At 73.0% G+C, this 17,880-nt stretch carries 15 protein-coding genes; 11 read left to right on the plus strand and 4 right to left on the minus strand.

Annotated features, from left to right (window positions below; genetic code table 11):
• Positions 1-112 precede the first annotated feature (112 nt).
• A complete protein-coding gene (locus tag FGW37_RS24035) occupies positions 113-820 on the plus strand; it encodes a response regulator transcription factor (protein WP_179082937.1) in 708 nt (235 codons plus the stop codon).
• A 15-nt stretch (positions 821-835) separates the two neighbouring features.
• On the plus strand, positions 836-2,272 hold the full coding sequence (locus FGW37_RS24040) for a sensor histidine kinase (protein WP_179082938.1): 1,437 nt from the start codon (positions 836-838) through the stop codon (positions 2,270-2,272).
• Between the two features lie 9 nt (positions 2,273-2,281).
• Here the strand turns inward: FGW37_RS24040 and FGW37_RS24045 are convergent, their stop codons facing one another.
• The gene (locus FGW37_RS24045) at positions 2,282-3,277 is read right to left on the minus strand and encodes a TAXI family TRAP transporter solute-binding subunit (RefSeq protein WP_179082939.1); all 996 of its coding nucleotides are present in this window, start codon (positions 3,275-3,277) and stop codon (positions 2,282-2,284) included.
• A 122-nt stretch (positions 3,278-3,399) separates the two neighbouring features.
• Between FGW37_RS24045 and miaB the strand changes: the two genes are divergently transcribed.
• Together miaB and FGW37_RS24055 are read left to right on the plus strand one after the other, a co-directional pair.
• A complete protein-coding gene (miaB, locus tag FGW37_RS24050; RefSeq protein WP_179082940.1) occupies positions 3,400-4,896 on the plus strand; it encodes a tRNA (N6-isopentenyl adenosine(37)-C2)-methylthiotransferase MiaB in 1,497 nt (498 codons plus the stop codon).
• Between the two features lie 79 nt (positions 4,897-4,975).
• Positions 4,976-5,686, plus strand: coding sequence for a class III extradiol dioxygenase subunit B-like domain-containing protein (locus tag FGW37_RS24055; RefSeq protein WP_179082941.1), 711 nt, complete (start codon positions 4,976-4,978; stop codon positions 5,684-5,686).
• Between the two features lie 265 nt (positions 5,687-5,951).
• On the opposite strand, the gene FGW37_RS24060 is transcribed toward FGW37_RS24055, so the two are convergent.
• The gene (locus FGW37_RS24060; protein WP_179082942.1) at positions 5,952-6,200 is read right to left on the minus strand and encodes an antitoxin; all 249 of its coding nucleotides are present in this window, start codon (positions 6,198-6,200) and stop codon (positions 5,952-5,954) included.
• 31 nt (positions 6,201-6,231) lie between these two features.
• Complete coding sequence (locus FGW37_RS24065) at positions 6,232-6,474, minus strand: hypothetical protein (protein ID WP_179082943.1); 243 nt, start codon at positions 6,472-6,474, stop codon at positions 6,232-6,234.
• Between the two features lie 194 nt (positions 6,475-6,668).
• Between FGW37_RS24065 and miaA the strand changes: the two genes are divergently transcribed.
• The 6 genes from miaA (at position 6,669) to hflX (ending at position 14,777) form a co-directional block, all read left to right on the plus strand.
• The gene (gene miaA, locus FGW37_RS24070; protein WP_058047261.1) at positions 6,669-7,607 is read left to right on the plus strand and encodes a tRNA (adenosine(37)-N6)-dimethylallyltransferase MiaA; all 939 of its coding nucleotides are present in this window, start codon (positions 6,669-6,671) and stop codon (positions 7,605-7,607) included.
• A 107-nt stretch (positions 7,608-7,714) separates the two neighbouring features.
• Entirely contained in the window at positions 7,715-8,194 is a 480-nt protein-coding gene (locus tag FGW37_RS24075) for a hypothetical protein (RefSeq protein ID WP_179084880.1), read from the plus strand.
• A 73-nt stretch (positions 8,195-8,267) separates the two neighbouring features.
• The gene (gene dapF, locus FGW37_RS24080; RefSeq protein WP_425506586.1) at positions 8,268-9,158 is read left to right on the plus strand and encodes a diaminopimelate epimerase; all 891 of its coding nucleotides are present in this window, start codon (positions 8,268-8,270) and stop codon (positions 9,156-9,158) included.
• Between the two features lie 203 nt (positions 9,159-9,361).
• Complete coding sequence (locus tag FGW37_RS24085; protein WP_179082944.1) at positions 9,362-11,491, plus strand: RelA/SpoT family protein; 2,130 nt, start codon at positions 9,362-9,364, stop codon at positions 11,489-11,491.
• Between the two features lie 168 nt (positions 11,492-11,659).
• Positions 11,660-13,147 (plus strand): M1 family metallopeptidase, encoded by a 1,488-nt coding sequence (locus FGW37_RS24090; protein WP_179082945.1) that lies wholly within the window; start codon positions 11,660-11,662, stop codon positions 13,145-13,147.
• 136 nt (positions 13,148-13,283) lie between these two features.
• The gene (gene hflX / locus FGW37_RS24095) at positions 13,284-14,777 is read left to right on the plus strand and encodes a GTPase HflX (RefSeq protein WP_179082946.1); all 1,494 of its coding nucleotides are present in this window, start codon (positions 13,284-13,286) and stop codon (positions 14,775-14,777) included.
• A 162-nt stretch (positions 14,778-14,939) separates the two neighbouring features.
• Here hflX and FGW37_RS24100 read toward each other — a convergent pair whose 3' ends face one another.
• The gene (locus FGW37_RS24100) at positions 14,940-16,133 is read right to left on the minus strand and encodes a trypsin-like serine peptidase (RefSeq protein WP_179082947.1); all 1,194 of its coding nucleotides are present in this window, start codon (positions 16,131-16,133) and stop codon (positions 14,940-14,942) included.
• A gap of 249 nt (positions 16,134-16,382) precedes the next feature.
• On the opposite strand from FGW37_RS24100, the gene FGW37_RS24105 reads away from it, so the two are divergent.
• Positions 16,383-17,855, plus strand: a complete 1,473-nt coding sequence (locus FGW37_RS24105; protein ID WP_179082948.1) for a diaminobutyrate--2-oxoglutarate transaminase family protein — start codon at positions 16,383-16,385, stop codon at positions 17,853-17,855.
• Positions 17,856-17,880 lie beyond the last annotated feature (25 nt).

The raw sequence follows: 17,880 nt of genomic DNA on the forward strand, positions 1-17,880 counted from the left end.
GTACCGGCTGGATAACGGAAGCTCCTTCACTCCCGGAACCCCCTTGACGGACCGGGCGTCCATCAGCGTGGATGCGGGGGTGCCCACGCCGCGGTCACAGGGAGGGGGCCGGATGAGACTGCTGCTCGTGGAGGACGACGACCACGTCGCCGCGGCCCTGGCGGCGGTGCTGTCCCGGCACGGCTTCGACGTCACCCACGCCCGCAGCGGCGAGGAGGCGCTCCGCGCCCTGCTGCCCGACACGGGCGTGCCCTTCGCCGTCGTCCTGCTCGACCTCGGCCTGCCCGACCAGGACGGCTTCGAGGTCTGCGGCAAGATCCGCAAACGCACCGGCATACCCGTCATCATGGTCACCGCCCGCGCCGACACCCGCTCCAAGATCCACGGTCTCAACCTCGGCGCCGACGACTACGTGGTCAAGCCCTACGACACCGGCGAGCTCCTCGCCCGCATCCATGCGGTCGCCCGCCGTAAGCCGCCCGCCGGCAAGGGCCCGGAGGACACGCAGGAGCTCTCCGCGCCGCGCTCGCTGCGGCTGGGCAGCCTCACCATCGAACTCCCCAACCGCGAGGTCTCCGTGGCCGGTACGGCCGTCCCGCTCACCCGTAAGGAGTTCGACCTGCTGGCCCTGCTCGCCCAGCGGCCCGGCGTCGTCTTCCGCCGCGAACAGATCATCAGCGAGGTATGGCAGACCAGCTGGGAGGGGACCGGCCGCACCCTGGAGGTGCACATCGCCTCCCTGCGCGCCAAACTGCGCATGCCCGCCCTGATCGAGACAGTCCGCGGGGTCGGCTACAAAATCGTCGTCCCGGCCCGGTGAGGGCCGGCCGAGCCTGTGCGCACACGACTCCTTCCGCTCCTCATCGTCCTGCTCGCGGGCGTGCTGCTGGCCCTCGGGTTCCCCCTCGCCGCCAGCATCGCCGCGGCCGAGCAGCAGCGCGTGGTCGTCGACCGCATCGACGACACCGCCCGCTTCGCGGCCCTCGCCCAGTTCGTCACCACCCGGCCGTCCGACCAGGCGGCCGAGACGGACGAACGGTTCAACACCCTGCGCTCCGAACTCCTGCGCTACGAAGAGCTCTACGACATCCGGGTCGGCATCTTCTACCGCGACGGAGCGGCCATGGCGGTCGCCCCCAGGCGCTGGGAGGTCCCGTCCACCGGTGAGGGCCAGCGGGCCTTCCAGGAGGCCCTGGCGGGGCGCCGCAGCCATGACCCCGGGCAGGTGTGGCCGCTGAAGCACAGCCGGCTCGCCGTCGCCTCCCCCGTCATCCGCGACGGTGACGTCGTCGCGGTCGTCGTCACCGATTCCCCCACGGGGCAGCTGCGCTCGCGGATCCTGCACTCCTGGATGCTGCTCGTGGCGGGCGAGACCGCCGCGATGCTCGTCGCCGTCGCCGCCGCGTTCCGCCTCACGGGGTGGGTGCTGCGGCCCGTACGGACCCTGGACGCCGCGACGCACGGCATCGCCACGGGGCGGCTGAACTCCCGCGTCGCGGCCGACAGCGGGCCGCCCGAGCTGCGCCGCCTCGCCCGCTCCTTCAACGAGATGGCCGACAACGTCGAGACCGTCCTGGACCAGCAGCGCGCCTTCGTCGCCGACGCCTCGCACCAGCTGCGCAACCCGCTCGCCGCCCTCCTGCTGCGCATCGACCTCCTCGCCCTGGACCTCCCCACCGGCCACACGGAGGTCGCCTCCGTGCGGGCCGAAGGCAAGCGCCTCGCGCGCGTGCTCGACGACCTCCTGGGCCTCGCCCTCGCCGAGCACGCCGCCGCCGACCTCCAGCTGACCGACATAGCGGAGATCGTCACCGACCGGGTGGGGGCCTGGTCACCGGTCGCCGACCGCGAGCAGGTGACGCTCACCTACAGCGGTCCGGCCGCGGTGACGGGCTGGGCTGATCCCGTCGCCCTCTCCAGCGCCCTCGACGCGGTGGTGGACAACGCGCTCAAGTTCACGCCCGGGGGCTCCCCCGTCCACGTCAGCGTCGAGGTCGAGGGCGACTGTGTCGGCATCACGGTCGCCGACGGCGGGCCCGGCCTCACGGACGAGGAGCTCACCCGCATCGGCGACCGCTTCTGGCGCAGCAGCCGGCACCAGAACGTCTCCGGCTCGGGCCTGGGGCTGTCCATCTCCCGGGCCCTCCTCGCGGCGGGCGGCGCCACGCTCACGTACGCCCCCAACGAGCCGCACGGACTGCGGGCGGTGATCAGGGTGCCGCGGCACGGTGAGAGCGTGAACGGCACCCCTCAGGGCTTGACGGACAAGTAGTTACGCTCTTCAGGGCTTGACCGACAGGTAGTAGCGCCGCGCCCCCGCGTGCAACTGCAGGGGGTCGGTGAAGATCGCCGTACGGAGATCCACCTTCTGCGCCGCGTGCACCTTCTGCCCTATGCGGTCCCTGCTGTTCATCACGGAGCGGGTGACGCTCTCCGCCAGCTCCGGATCCGCGTGGTCCATGGTGACGAGGAGGTTCGCGACCGCCAGCGTCTTCACCGCCTGCGTCGCCCGCAGCTCCGGATAGGCGTCCACAGGCATGACCGCGGCCCGGTAGTAGTGCGTCTGCGGCCCCTGCGCGTGCAGCGGCGCGATCAGGTCGCTCAGCTGCACCAGGCGGATGGACAGCCGCAGGCCGAGCGTCTGGACGGCGTTCGTGGGCAGCCCGCCGGACCAGAAGAACGCGTCCAGCTCCCCCCGCTCCAGCAGCCCCGGCATCCTGTCGATGCCGACCCGCACCGGCGTGATGTCCTTGTCGAAGTCGAGCCCCGCCGCCTTCAGCAGCCGCCGCGTGATCAGCTGCACTCCGGAGTCGTCCGTCCCCACACCCACCCGCAGGCCCCGCAGGTCCCGGGCGGACTGCACCCGGGAGGACTTCTCCACCACCAGCTGGATGTAGTCGTCGTACAGCCGGGCACAGGCGCGCAGCCCCGCTGCGCCCGGCTTCCCCTCGTCCCGGTAGGTGGCGACCGAGTCCGCGGTGGCCAGGGTGAAGTCCGCCTCACCGGAGGTGAGCTGCCGCAGGTTGTCGATCGACCCCTGGCTGCGCCGCAGGCGCACGTCCAGGGACGGCATGTCGCGCCCCAGGTCCTCCTTGAGGAGGTCGCCGTACTTGGCGTACACGCCCGTCGGCACCCCCGTGGCGAACGACATCCGGCCGGCCGGGGACGTGTCCCCGTGCAGGGACACCAGCCACCACACCAGCAAGGCGAGCACGACGGTGCCCGCCGCGGCCGCACGGAGGACGCGGCGCCCAGGGCGCGGGGAACGGGGAAGCATGGGCGGATCCTGCCAGGCCCGGCCGGGCTTCGGCAGGGGTTACGGCGGAACGGGGGCGGGGGCGGGGGCGGGGAAAGGGAGAGGCGGGCTGTCCGGGCGACCACGTACCCTGGTCGATTGAGATGAGTGCGAAGACATACGAGGTGCGCACCTACGGGTGCCAGATGAACGTCCATGACTCCGAGCGGCTGTCGGGCCTGCTGGAGGACGCGGGCTATGTCCGTGCGCCCGAGGGCACCGCGGAGGGCGACGCCGATGTCGTCGTCTTCAACACCTGTGCGGTGCGGGAGAACGCCGACAACAAGCTCTACGGCAACCTCGGCCGGCTGGCCCCCATGAAGACGAAGCGTCCCGGGATGCAGATCGCCGTCGGCGGCTGCCTCGCCCAGAAGGACCGCGACACGATCGTGAAGCGGGCCCCCTGGGTCGACGTCGTCTTCGGCACGCACAACATCGGCAAGCTGCCCGTGCTGCTCGAGCGCGCCCGCATCCAGGAAGAGGCGCAGGTCGAGATCGCCGAGTCCCTGGAGGCGTTCCCCTCGACGCTGCCGACGCGCCGTGAGAGCGCCTACGCGGCCTGGGTGTCCATCTCCGTCGGGTGCAACAACACCTGCACGTTCTGCATCGTCCCGGCGCTGCGCGGCAAGGAGAAGGACCGCCGCACGGGCGACATCCTCGCCGAGATCGAGGCGCTGGTCGCCGAGGGCGTCAGCGAGATCACTCTGCTCGGCCAGAACGTCAACGCCTACGGCTCCGACATCGGCGACCGCGAGGCGTTCTCCAAGCTGCTGCGCGCCTGCGGCAAGATCGAGGGCCTGGAGCGGGTCCGCTTCACCTCCCCGCACCCGCGCGACTTCACCGACGACGTGATCGCCGCCATGGCCGAGACGCCGAACGTGATGCACCAGCTGCACATGCCGCTGCAGTCCGGCTCGGACACCGTCCTGAAGGCGATGCGCCGCTCGTACCGCCAGGAGCGCTTCCTGGGCATCATCGAGAAGGTGCGCGCCGCCATGCCGGACGCCGCCATCTCCACCGACATCATCGTGGGCTTCCCCGGCGAGACCGAGGAGGACTTCGAGCAGACCATGCACGTGGTGCGCGAGGCGCGCTTCGCCAACGCCTTCACGTTCCAGTACTCCAAGCGTCCCGGCACCCCCGCGGCCACCATGGAGGGCCAGATCCCCAAGGAGGTCGTGCAGGCGCGCTACGAGCGTCTCGTCGCCCTCCAGGAGGAGATCTCCTGGGACGAGAACAAGAAGCAGGTCGGCCGCACCCTGGAGGTCATGGTCGCCGAGGGCGAGGGCCGTAAGGACGACGCCACGCACCGCCTCTCCGGCCGCGCGCCCGACAACCGCCTCGTGCACTTCACCAAGCCCGGTGAGCCGGTCCGCCCGGGCGACGTGGTGACCGTCGAGATCACCTACGCCGCCCCGCACCACCTGCTCGCCGAGGGCCCCGCCAAGGCCGTGCGCCGCACGCGCGCGGGCGATGCGTGGGAGAAGCGCACCGCCGCTGCCGCCGCCAAGCCGGCCGGCGTGATGCTGGGCATCCCGGCCATCGGCGCCCCCGCGCCGAGCCCCGCCCCCGCCGCCGCGGGCTGCGGCGGCTGCGACTGACGCGAACGCACCGTCCGCGGCCCGGGAGCGCCCCGGGCCGCGACTGCGCGCAGTGTCCGGCGGGCGTATCGTTCCCGCCATGCTCGTCGCCGCCGCCGTATGCCCCTGTCCGCCGCTGCTCGTCCCGGAGGTCGCCGCCGGGGCCGCACCCGAGCTGGACGGCCTGCGGGCCGCCTGCCTCGACGCGCTGGGCTTGCTGGCCGCCGCGCGGCCCGACCGGCTCGTCGTCCTCGGCCCCGCCCCGCAGCCGGGCCGCGGGCCGCACCCGCAAGGGTCCAGGGGATCGTTCCGCGGACTCGGTGTAGACGTCGACGTGCGCCTGGGGCAGGGCCCGCAGGCGGGGGAGCGGCAGCTGCCGCAGTCCCTGGCGGTCGCCGCCTGGCTGCTGGAGCGCACGCGCTGGGCCGATGCGCCCGTCGAGGGCCTGGGCGTCGAAGAGACGCTGGAGGCCGAGCGGTGCCTGGCCGCAGGCCGCGAGCTGGCCGACGGGGACGGACGGACCGCCCTGCTGGTGATGGGCGACGGCAGCGCCTGCCGGACGCTCAAGGCGCCGGGCTACCTCGACGAGCGGGCGGCGGACTTCGACGCGGAGGCGGCGCGTGCACTGGGCGCCGCGGACACCGCGGCGCTCGCCGCGCTCGACGGCGGACTCGCCCAGGAACTCAAGGCCGCGGGACGCGCCCCGTGGCAGGTCCTCGCGGGGGCCGGCGTGGGCGCAGGACTCAAGGGGCAGCTGCTGTACGACGAGGCGCCCTACGGGGTGGGGTACTTCGTGGCCGCCTGGTCGTAACCGGCCGCCCCCGACCCGTTCCGTCCGCCCCTGACGGCCTCGCGGCCGTTCGGGCTCCCTGGGGGCCTCCTACGGGCTATACGGCCGCGAGAGCGCCGTACAGCCCCTCTACGGGCCCGCCCGGGCAGTCTCGGTGGCCGCGGCGTCGGGCGGTCCCGGCCCCGGTGGTCTTCGCGCACCCGGAAACGCAGCGACGGGGCGCGGAGCATCCGCTCCGCGCCCCGTCCGCCGACGAGGGTCCAGCGCCGGGCCTCCCGGCAGCCGCTCAGGGGGCCGTGGTGCCGGTGCCGCCGCCCTTGCCGCCTTCCTTCTCGGCGAGCCGGTCGATGGCGTCCTTTGCCTTGCCGGCACCCGTGTGGATCTGGCTGCTGTACTTGCCCTTGGTCTTCTCGTCGACCACCTTGGCGGCCTTCTCCAGCCCCTGTTCGATCTTGTCCCCGTGCTGCTGCGCGAGATCGCCGATCTTGTCCTTCGCAGGGGCGAGCTTGGCCTTGAGTGTGTCCAACAGGCCCATGGCGCCTTCCCTCGTCTTTCTGGTTCAAGAGCTACTTACGGGCGCCCTCACCGGCCTCGCTGTCGACGGCCTTCTCCGCCGACTGCTGCTTGGGGATCTCGACCCCCTCGGCCGCGGAAGCCTCGGCCTCGGCCTCGCCGGACGTCTCCGACTCGGCAGCCTCGGCCTTGGTCTCTGCGGCGTCATCGGCCGATTCCGCCGTCAGAGTGGCCGTTGCCGCCTCTTCGGTTGACGCCTCGTCCCGCTTGCGGCGAAACCTTGAAAACACGCCCATATCTACTCCATTACCTTACTGGTGTGTGCGAAGTCCCGCGCCGCCCGGGGTGTGCCGTTGCACCGCGACCGGGCACCGGCCGTGAACCGGCTCTCGGAACCTCGCAACAGGCAACGAACCCGGCAGCGCCGCGTCACGTCGCTCGTTCGTGGGGCGCGGGTGGGGTTTGCGAGACTGATCCGGTGAAAAACCCGGTGAAAAACGCAGTTCCCGCCCCGCGGGTCATCGCCGTCGTGGGCCCCACGGCGGCCGGCAAGTCCGATCTCGGCGTCGCCCTCGCCCGGCACCTGGGCGGCGAGGTCGTCAACGCCGACTCCATGCAGCTGTACCGGGGCATGGACATCGGCACGGCCAAGCTGACCCTGGAGGAGCGGCAGGGTGTGCCGCACCGCCTCCTCGACATCTGGGACGTGACCGAGGCCGCGAGCGTCGCCGAGTACCAGCGGCTGGCCCGCGCGGAGATCGACCGGCTCCTCGCCGAGGGCCGCACACCCGTGCTCGTCGGCGGCTCCGGGCTCTACATCAAGGGCACCATCGACGCCCTGGACTTCCCCGGCACCGACCCCGCCGTCCGCGCCCGCCTGGAGGAGGAGCTCGCCGAGCAGGGCCCCGGCGCCCTGCACGCCCGCCTCGCCGCGGCCGATCCGGCCGCCGCCCGCGCCATCCTGCCCGGCAACGGCCGCCGCATCGTGCGCGCCCTGGAGGTCATCGAGCTCACCGGCCGCCCCTTCACCGCGAACCTGCCGGGCGAGGAGCCCGTCTACGACGCCCTGCAGATCGGCGTCGACGTCGAGCGCCCCGAGCTGGACGAGCGGATCACCGTGCGCGTGGACCGCATGTGGGAGGCGGGGCTCGTGGACGAGGTGCGCGCCCTGGAGCGCCAGGGGCTGCGCGAGGGCCGTACCGCCTCGCGCGCCCTCGGCTACCAGCAGGTGCTCGCCTTCCTGGCGGGGGAGTGCACCGAGGACGAGGCGCGCGCCGAGACCGTGCGGGCCACCAAGCGGTTCGCTCGCCGCCAGGACTCGTGGTTCCGCAAGGACACCCGCGTGCACTGGCTGAGCGGAGCGGCCGACCGCAGGGCGGAACTCCCCGGGCTCGCGCTGGCGTTGCTCGAACGGGCGGTCACAGCCTGATCACGTGATGGCATCGGGACGCTACGCGCGCCATTCCGGTCTGCGCGGGCGTGCCATCATCGAGCTTCGATCGAGCCGTGAAGTCCGGGTTGGGAGGGCGCGTGGCGATGGAGGCCGGCCCTCGTGACAGACCGCAACAGCCGCCGCGGAGGGGCCAGCTCCCGGCAGTGGCCGGGGAAGAGCCGCAGGCGCTGACCCCGGACGGCCCCGAGGACACCGAGGGAACCGCCGAGGCCGGCACCGCCGCGCCCGCGTCGTTCCGCGAGCTGCGCCCGCAGCGCAGGCTGCGCATCTGGCAGCTGGCCCCGATCGTCGTGCTCGCCGCCGTCGGCTCGCTCATGTTCGCCTTCCCCCTCGCCTTCGAGTTCGGCGACGGCGGGCCGGTCGTCGCCATGCTCGGCCTGCTCATCAGCTGCTGTGCCGCGGGCTGGGGGGTGATGGCGGCCCGCCGGGTCGGCTACACCTGGCCCGGCATGCCGGCCCCCGGCTCCGGGCGCCGCCCGGACTGGCGCTACGTCGCCTCGTACGCCGCCCTCGTCGCCCTGGTCGTCGTCCTCGCCGTCTGGCGTGTGGCGCGGCTGCGCTGAGCCCGGCCCGGGGCCGCGGGCGGGCCCGGGGCCTCGCCGGGGAGACCGCGGGCGGCCCCCGTACCATCGAATCGTGAGCACCGCACAGATCGCCTTCCTCAAGGGTCACGGCACCGAGAACGACTTCGTGATCATCCCGGACCACGACGGCCGCATCGAGCTGTCCCCCGCCGCCGTCGCCCGGCTGTGCGACCGCCGCGCGGGCATCGGCGGCGACGGAGTGCTCCGCGTCGTACGGTCCGCGGCCCATCCCGAGGCGCGTGCGATGGTCGGCGAGGCCGAGTGGTTCATGGACTACCGCAACAGCGACGGCAGCATCGCCGAGATGTGCGGCAACGGCGTCCGGGTCTTCGCCCGCTACCTCCACCACGCCGGTCTTGTCGAGGCGGGCGACCTCACCGTCGCGACCCGTGCGGGCCTGCGGCACGCCCACATCGCCAAGGGCGGAGCCGAGGGGGCGGCCGGCGACGTCACCGTCGGCATGGGGCGGGCCGTGCTCCCCGAGGGCGAGGTGACCGTCACCGTCGACGGCCGCAGCCGCCCCGCGCGCAACGTGAACATGGGCAACCCGCACGCCGTCACCTTCGTCGACGACCTCGCCGACGCGGGGAACCTGTTCACCGCCCCCGCCGTCGCCCCCGCGGACGCCTACCCCGAGGGCGCCAACGTCGAGTTCGTCGTCGACCGAGGACCGCAGCACGTGGCCATGCGCGTCCACGAGCGCGGCTCCGGCGAGACCCGCTCCTGCGGCACGGGCGCGTGCGCGGTGATGGTCGCGACCGCCCGCCGGGACGGCCTGGACCCGGCCGTGACCGGCCTGCCCGTCACGTACACCGTGGACGTCCCCGGCGGGCGCCTGGTGATCAGCGAGGCGCCGGACGGCACGGTCGAGATGACCGGCCCCGCCGTGATCGTCGCGGGCGGCACCTTCGAGCCCTCCTGGCTGGACGCGGCGCTCGCCTGAGGCGCTCCCCGGCCGGCTTCCCGGGCGCACTACCTCTTTTCCGGTCCGTTCGCCGGACTCCCGGCGGCGTGGCTCGCTCGAATGGGTGATCCGTTTCACTCTGGGCGAGAGCGGGTGAGCAGCGCGTGATGGGCTCGGTAGCATCAAGCACCGGTACGGAGGCGTGCAGCCGACCGCCGGTCGACGCTGCCGGAGGTGCCCCCATGAGCACAGACGCCACGCACGAAGGTGCTGCTCCCGGCCGCAGGCGCGGCCGCGCCCGCCTCGACCTGAGACGGCTGGGGCGCGCGGCGCTCGGCGGCTCGGGCGCGCGCGGCAGGCTGCCGGACGCCATCGACCACGTCGCCAAGGTGCACCGCGCCCACCATCCGGGCGCCGATCTCGACATCCTGCGGCGGGCCTATCTCCTCGCGGAGTCCTCCCACCGCGGCCAGACCCGCAAGAGCGGCGAGCCGTACATCACGCATCCGCTCGCCGTGACCCTGATCCTGGCCGAACTGGGCGCCGAGACGACCACCTTGACCGCCTCCCTCCTCCACGACACGGTCGAGGACACCGAGGTGACCCTGGAGCAGGTCCGCGGGCAGTTCGGCGAGGAGGTCCGCTTCCTGGTCGACGGCGTCACCAAGCTGGAGAAGGTCGACTACGGCGCCGCCGCCGAGCCGGAGACCTTCCGCAAGATGCTCGTGGCCACCGGCAACGACGTCCGGGTGATGTCCATCAAGCTCGCCGACCGGCTGCACAACATGCGCACGCTGGGCGTGATGCGGCCCGAGAAGCAGGTCCGCATCGCCAAGGTCACGCGGGACGTACTGATCCCGCTCGCCGAGCGGCTGGGTGTCCAGGCACTCAAGACCGAGTTGGAGGACCTCGTCTTCGCGATCCTCCACCCCGACGAATACGCCCGCACCCGCGAGCTCGTCACCGGGCACGCAGCAGGCCTCGCGACCCTGGAGACGACCGCGGAGGCGGTGGGGGCTGTCCTGCGCGAGGCGGGCATCGCCGCCGACGTCCTCGTCAAGCAGCGCCACTTCGTCTCCGTGCACCGGGTGCGCCTCAAGCGCGGCGCGGTGACCGGCTCGGACCTCGGCAGACTGCTCGTCCTCGTCGCGGAGGACGCCGACTGCTACGCGGTCCTCGGCGAGCTGCACACCTGCTTCACTCCGTTCATCTCGGAGTTCAAGGACTTCATCGCCACCCCGAAGTTCAACCTCTACCAGTCGCTTCACACAGCCGTCGCGGGCCCCGGAGGGGAGCCCGCCCAGGTCCTCATCCGCACCCACCAGATGCACAAGGTCGCCGAGGCCGGCGTCGTCGCCCTGGGGAATCCGTACGCCACGCCCGAGACGCCCGACGCCACGGACGGGGAGCGCATCGACCCCACCCGGCCGGGCTGGCTCTCCCGGCTGCTGGAGTGGCAGCGGGCCACGCCTGACCCCGACACCTTCTGGACCTCCCTCCGCGACGAGCTCGCCCTGGACCGCGAGATCACCGTCTTCCGCGCCGACGGCGGCACGATCGGCCTGCCCGCCGGGGCGAGCTGTGTCGACGCGGCCTACGCGCAGCACGGCGACGGCGGCCACAGCTGCATCGGCGCCCGCGTCAACGGCCGCCTCGCCACGCTCAGCACCGTCCTGCGCGACGGTGACACCCTCCAGCTGCTGATGTCCCGCGACATCGCCTCCGGGCCCTCCCCGGAGTGGCTGGAGCACGCCCGTACGCCCGCCGCGCGGATCGCCATCGAGCAGTGGCTGGCCAGCCATCCCGCGGTGGAGCCCGCCCCGCCCGTCCCGCTCGCCCCGGGCCGCCCCTGCCCGCCGCCCCGGGCCACCGCGCCGGCCGCGCGGTGGCCCGTCGCCGTCACGGCCGACGGGGCGGACCTGGCGGCCGCGAGCGTACGGCTGGCGGGCTGCTGTACCCCCGTCCCGCCCGACGAGGTGACCGGCTTCGCCGTGCGCGGGGGCGCGGTGACGGTCCACCGGGCACAGTGCCCTGCGGTGCACCGCATGGTCGCCTCCGGGCGGGAGCCCGTAGGGGTGCGGTGGAGCAGCCCGGAGGGCGGCGGTGCCCGCGACTACCGCGTCACCCTGCGCGCCGAGTCGTTCAGCAGGCCGCACCTCCTGGCCGACCTGACGGAGGCCATCGCGGCCGAGGGGGCGGCGGTCATCTCGGCGGCCGTCGAGCCGCCCCACGAGCAGCGCGTACGCCACACCTACACCTTGCAGCTGCCGGACGCCGCCCAGCTGCCGGAGCTGATGCGCGCCATGCGGCGGGTCCCGGGGGTCTACGACGTCGAGCGGGCCGGACGGCCGGTGGCCACCGCGCAGCTCTAGCCGGGGAAGGCGGGGGAGAGCCGCCGGGCGGTGTGCCGTCCCTCGCAGGGGGCAGGGGAGCGGTCCCCCGGACGAGTACCTGTCGTACAGCCTTCCGGCACGCTCGTACGGGTGGGGCGGCGCCGTGCCGCCACCGCGGGGGGCCTGCGCGCTGGTAGCGATGGACGCATGCCGCACTCATCCGGGAAACCCGCCTCGGTCCGCCGGAGGTCCGTGCGCCGCCGCGCCGTCCTCGCCGCCGCCGTCTCGGCCCTCCTCGTCGGCGCCGCGGCTCCACCCACCACGAGCCCCCAGGGCGTCGGCGACCGCCTCTTCCCGGATCTCGGCAACCCCGGCTACGAGGTCGCCGCTTACGACATCGCCTTCGACTACCGCGGCAACGACCGGCCGCTCGACGCCGTCACCACCATCGCCGCACGGGCCACCACGGGCCTGGACCGGCTCAACCTCGACTTCAGCAACGGCACGGTCCGCTCCGTGACGGTCAACGGCATGCCCGCCAAGTTCGCCTCCGCCAAGGAGGACCTGGTCGTCACGCCGTCCGTCGCCCTGCCGGCGGAGGGCCTGTTCACCGTAGTCGTCCGCCACACCAGCGACCCGCGCAACAGCAAGGACGGCGGCTGGATCCGTACGAAGGACGGGCTGGTCATGGCCAATCAGGCCGATGCCGCGCACCGTGTCTTCCCCTGCAACGACCACCCCTCCGACAAGGCCCGCTTCACCTTCCGCGTCACCGCGCCCAAGGCCCTGACCGTCGTCGCCAACGGGCTGCCCGCGGGCCGTGCGGTCCGCGGGGCGAACGCCACTTGGGCGTACCGCGGCGAGCACCCCATGGCCACCGAGCTGGCCCAGGTCTCCATCGGCCGCTCGGTCGTGGTGCACCGCACGGGGCCGCACGGCCTGCCCGTGCGGGACGTGGTCCCCGTCGCCGACCGGCAGCGCGTGGAGAAGTGGACGTCGAAGACGCCCGAGCAGATCGCGTGGATGGAGGGAAAGGTCGGGCCGTACCCGTTCGAGAACTACGGCATGCTGATCGCCGACGCGTCGACCGGTTTCGAGCTGGAGACGCAGACCCTCTCGCTCTTCGAGCGCGGCCTGTTCATCCGGGACGACATCCCCTCCTGGTACCTCGAGTCCATCATGGTCCACGAGCTCGCACACCAGTGGTTCGGTGACAGCGTCAGCCCGCACAGCTGGTCCGACCTCTGGCTCAACGAGGGGCACGCCACCTGGTACGAGGCGCTGTACGCCGAGCACAAGGGCGGCCGGACCCTCGACGTCCGGATGCGTGCCGCGTACGAGCACTCCGACGCCTGGCGCGCCGACGGCGGCCCGCCCGCCCTGCCCAAGCCGCCGGACCCGGGCAAGCGGACCAGCATCTTCAGGCCCGTCGTCTACGACGGCGGCGCGCTGGTGCTCTACGCGCTGCGCCAGAAGATCGGCGCGGCGGCGTTCGACCGGCTGGAGCGCGAGTGGATCAGCGCCTACCGCGATGCCAGCGCCACCACGGAGGATTTCACCGCCGTGGCCTCCCAGGTCTCCGGCCAGGACCTGAAGGAGTTCCTGCAGGCCTGGCTCTACAGCCCGAAGACCCCGCCCATGCCGGGTCACGCCGACTGGAAGGCGGCCCGGGAGGCGCCCCGGAAACCCGCGTGACGCTCCGCCGACCACGTGGGACCATCGACGGGTCGGCGAGGCCGCCGGCCCGGGAATCTCCGGGGCCGTCCGCGCGTTGTCGACGGTGCGGCCACTGCATTCGCGGCCGCCACCTCCCAACGATGCAAAGGATCAAATGACCTCCTCTTCTTCCCTTCCCCAGGACCGGCAGAGCCTTCCGGAGAGCCTTCGGGCCGACGCCCTGATGGAAGAGGACGTCGCCTGGAGCCACGAGATCGACGGGGAGCGCGACGGCGAGCAGTACGACCGCTCCGAGCGGGCGGCCCTGCGGCGCGTGGCCGGCCTCTCCACCGAGCTGGAGGACGTCACCGAGGTCGAGTACCGGCAGCTGCGCCTGGAGCGCGTGGTGCTGGTCGGCGTCTGGACGTCCGGCACGGTCAGGGACGCGGAGAACTCCCTCGCGGAGCTCGCCGCGCTCGCCGAGACCGCAGGTGCCCTGGTGCTCGACGGCGTGATCCAGCGCCGCGACAAGCCGGACCCCGCCACCTACATCGGCTCGGGCAAGGCCCAGGAGCTGCGGGACATCGTCCTGGAGTCCGGCGCCGACACCGTCGTCTGCGACGGTGAGCTCAGCCCCGGCCAGCTCATCCAGCTGGAGGACGTCGTCAAGGTCAAGGTGGTCGACCGCACCGCCCTGATCCTCGACATCTTCGCCCAGCACGCCAAGTCCCGCGAGGGCAAGGCGCAGGTCTCCCTCGCACAGATGCAGTACATGCTGCCGCGCCTGCGCGGCTGGGGCCAGTCGCTGTCCCGGCAGATGGGTGGTGGCGGCTCCGGCTCGTCCGGCGGCGGCATGGCCACCCGTGGCCCCGGTGAGACCAAGATCGAGACGGACCGGCGGCGGATCCGCGAGAAGATGGCGAAGATGCGCCGGGAGATCGCGGAGATGAAGACCGGCCGCGACATCAAGCGCCAGGAGCGCCGCCGGAACAAGGTCCCGTCGGTCGCCATCGCCGGCTACACCAACGCGGGCAAGTCCTCCCTGCTCAACCGGCTCACCGGAGCCGGCGTCCTGGTGGAGAACGCCCTGTTCGCCACCCTCGACCCGACCGTGCGCCGGGCCGAGACGCCCTCCGGGCGGCTCTACACCCTCGCCGACACCGTCGGCTTCGTTCGGCACCTGCCGCACCACCTCGTCGAGGCGTTCCGCTCCACCATGGAGGAGGTCGGCGACTCCGATCTCATCCTGCACGTGGTCGACGGCTCGCACCCGGTGCCGGAGGAGCAGCTGGCCGCCGTGCGCGAGGTCATCCGCGACGTCGGCGCGGTCGACGTGCCCGAGATCGTCGTGATCAACAAGGCCGATGCGGCCGACCCGCTGGTCCTGCAGCGGCTGCTGCGGATCGAGAAGCACTCGATCGCGGTGTCGGCGCGCAGCGGCGAGGGCATCGAGGAGCTCCTCGCCCTGATCGACGCGGAGCTGCCGCGCCCGGCCGTGGAGATCGAGGCGCTCGTGCCGTACACGCACGGTTCGCTGATCGCGCGGGCGCACGCCGACGGCGAGGTCATCTCCGAGGAGCACACCCCGGAGGGCACGCTGCTCAAGGCCCGGGTGCACGAGGAGCTCGCCGCCGAGCTCCAGCGGTACGTGCCCGCCGCCCGCGGCTGACGTCCCTCAGCTGACGTCCCTCGGCTGACATCCCGCGGCGCACGCGCCACGGCGTCACCGTCACATGCGGAAGGCCCGTTCCCCCGAATCGGGGGAACGGGCCTTCCGCATGTACGTGGTCCGTGATGCCTCGCGGCTACTGCGCCTGCGGCGGCCTCGGCGTCACCGGCGGTTGGCGAACTTCCCGCTGATGGCGTTGTAGACGCCCTTGGCCTCCGGGCCCAGGCGCGGGCCGGCCAGCCAGGTGCTGTTGGCCGGGCCGATCGAGGTGTTCGAGACCAGCACCACCTTGCCGTCGGGCCCCTTGGCGAACCAGCCGCCACCGGACGAACCACCGGTCATCGTGCAGCCGATGCGGTACATCGTCGGCTCGTTCGCGGCGAGCGTCAGCCGGCCCGGCCTGTCGATGCAGTCGTACATCTTCTGGCCGTCGAAGGGAGCCGCCGCCGGGTAGCCCCAAGCGCCCATGGACTGGATGGACTTCACCTGGGGGGTGCTGAAGTCGACCGTGAGGGCGTTGCCGACGGTCTCCTCCAGGGACTTGCCGGAGCCGGCCTCGGGCTTCACGTGCAGCACGGCGAAGTCGTACGGGGCACCCGCGCCGCCGGTCTCGGCGCCCTGCTTGATCCACTGCGAGGACGTCTGCGCCCAGTCCGCCCACCACACGCCGTACGGGGCGACGTCCTGCACCGGCGCGCTGTTGACCTGGGCGCCCGGCAGGCCCTTGTCGTTGTAGGACGGTACGAAGGCGATGTTGCGGTACCAGCCGCCCTTGGTGCCGGCGTGCACGCAGTGGCCCGCGGTCCACACCATGTTGGACTTGCCGGGGTGTGCCGGGTCCTTGACGACGGTGGCCGAGCAGACCATGTGGCCCTGGGGGCTGTCGAAGAAGACCTTGCCGACCGGGGCCGCGTTGTTGTGGTACGGCACGTTGACGGACTTGGCCTGGACCGGCCGCGGCTCGGGGTCGGTCACGCCCTGGTCACCGGAGGCGCCCGGCGCCGTGCCCGGCGCGCCCTGGGTGGCGAGCGTCTTGTCGCTGGGGCGGGCGTCCTTCATCGTGTCGGGCTTCCAGTGGCCCTTGATGATCGGGTTGATGAAGTCGCGGGCCTCGCGGAGCCACTGCTCCTTGTCCCAGTCCTTCCAGGCGCCGTTCTTCCACTTCTCCAGGTCCTTCAGGGAACTGGGAAGGTTCTTGGGCAGCTCGAGGCCCTCGTCGCCCTTCTGCGAGGCGGTTGCGCTGGGCTTGTCGCTCCCCGCGGCCTCGTCCTCGGTCGGGCCGCACGCGGTGGCGGTCAGCGCCAGCGCGGCCGTCAGAGCGGCCGCGGCCAGCGCGGGCCTGCGGATGGATGGCATGAAGTGGGTTCCCCCTGATCGTTCTGTTCGGACGTGTCCGCAATGTCGCGGCCACGCTGTGGAGTTGTCATGCACCGCCCCAACGGGCGAGGCAGGGCCCCACTATGCCGGTGCGTGAGGAGACGGGAACGGGCGGGTCCTCGGTTCCGCCGCGAAGGATCTTGACGGCGGGCCGTGATCCGCCGCGCGCGGCGTCGTTACTACGTACGGGGGAGTGCCGACCAGCGTTCAGCAGGAGGAGCCAGAGCCGTGGCCTTGACCCAGCTACCGCCGACGGAGCCTTCGGTCGCAGCGCACGAAGGCATCCTCCGGCGGCAGTCGTCCCGCGAATCGGCCGCCCGTACGTATGCCCGGTCGCTGCCCATCGTGCCGGTGCGGGCCCGGGGGCTGACGATCGAGGGCGCGGACGGCCGCCGGTATCTCGACTGCCTCTCGGGGGCCGGGTCGCTCGCGCTGGGGCACAATCACCCGGTCGTGCTGGAGGCCATCCGCTCCGTCCTTGACTCCGGCGCGCCCCTGCACGTGCTCGACCTGGCCACCCCGGTCAAGGACGCCTTCACGGACGAGCTGTTCGCCACGCTGCCCCGGGAGCTGGCGGAGACGGGCCGCATCCAGTTCTGCGGCCCGGCCGGCACCGACGCCGTGGAGGCCGCCTTCAAACTCGTGCGCACCGCCACCGGCCGCGACGGCATGCTCGCCTTCACGGGGGCCTACCACGGCATGACGGAGGGGGCGCTCGCCGCCTCGGGTGCGGCGCCGAGCGTGCGGGTGACCCGGCTGCCCTATCCGCAGGACTACCGCTGCCCGTTCGGCGTCGGCGGGGAGAGCGGGGCACGCCTCGCCGCCCGCTGGACCGAGAGCCTCCTGGACGACCCCAAGAGCGGGGTGCGCCGCCCCGCCGCGATGATCGTCGAACCCGTGCAGGGCGAAGGCGGCGTGCTGCCCGCGCCCGACGGCTGGCTGCGCCGGATGCGCGCCCTCACCGCCGCACGCTCCATCCCGCTCATCGCCGACGAGGTGCAGACGGGCGTGGGCCGCACCGGAGCCTTCTGGGCGGTCGAGCACAGCGGGATCGTGCCCGACGTGATGGTCCTGTCCAAGGCCATCGGCGGGAGCCTCCCGCTCGCCGTCATCGTCTACCGCGGCGATCTCGACACCTGGCAGCCCGGCGACCACGCCGGCACGTTCCGGGGCAACCAGCTCGCGATGGCCGCAGGAGCGGCCACACTGCGCCACGTCAGGGAGAACGGTCTGGCCGCGCGCGCCGCCTCGCTGGGCGCGCGCATGCTGGACCGGCTGCGGCGGCTGGCGGGGGAGTACGACTGCATCGGCGAGGTCCGCGGGGCCGGACTCATGATCGGCATCGAATTCGTCGCCCCGGAGGGGGACCGCCAGGAGGGCGGCCGACCGTCGGCCACTCGCGCGGGGGAGACCGCCGCGCTCCGGTCCCCCGGCGACGGCCCCGCTGCCGGACCGCTGCCGGCCTCGCCCGAGCGGGCCGCGGCCGTCCAGCGCGAGTGCCTGCGCCGGGGCCTGATCGTCGAGCTGGGCGGCCGTCACTCCTGCGTTGTCCGCCTCCTGCCGCCCCTGACCATCACCGACGAGCAGGCCGAGGCGGTCCTCGAGCGGCTCGCCGACGCCGTCGCCGCGGTCTGCCGGCCCGGCCGCCGCATCCCCGCCCCGAGCACACCGAAGGAGGCAGGCGCCGCATCCCCGGCCTGACGCCGCGACGTGCACGCCGTACACC

The organism is Streptomyces rectiverticillatus (genome assembly GCF_013394065.1).
Taxonomy (GTDB): domain Bacteria; phylum Actinomycetota; class Actinomycetes; order Streptomycetales; family Streptomycetaceae; genus Streptomyces; species Streptomyces rectiverticillatus.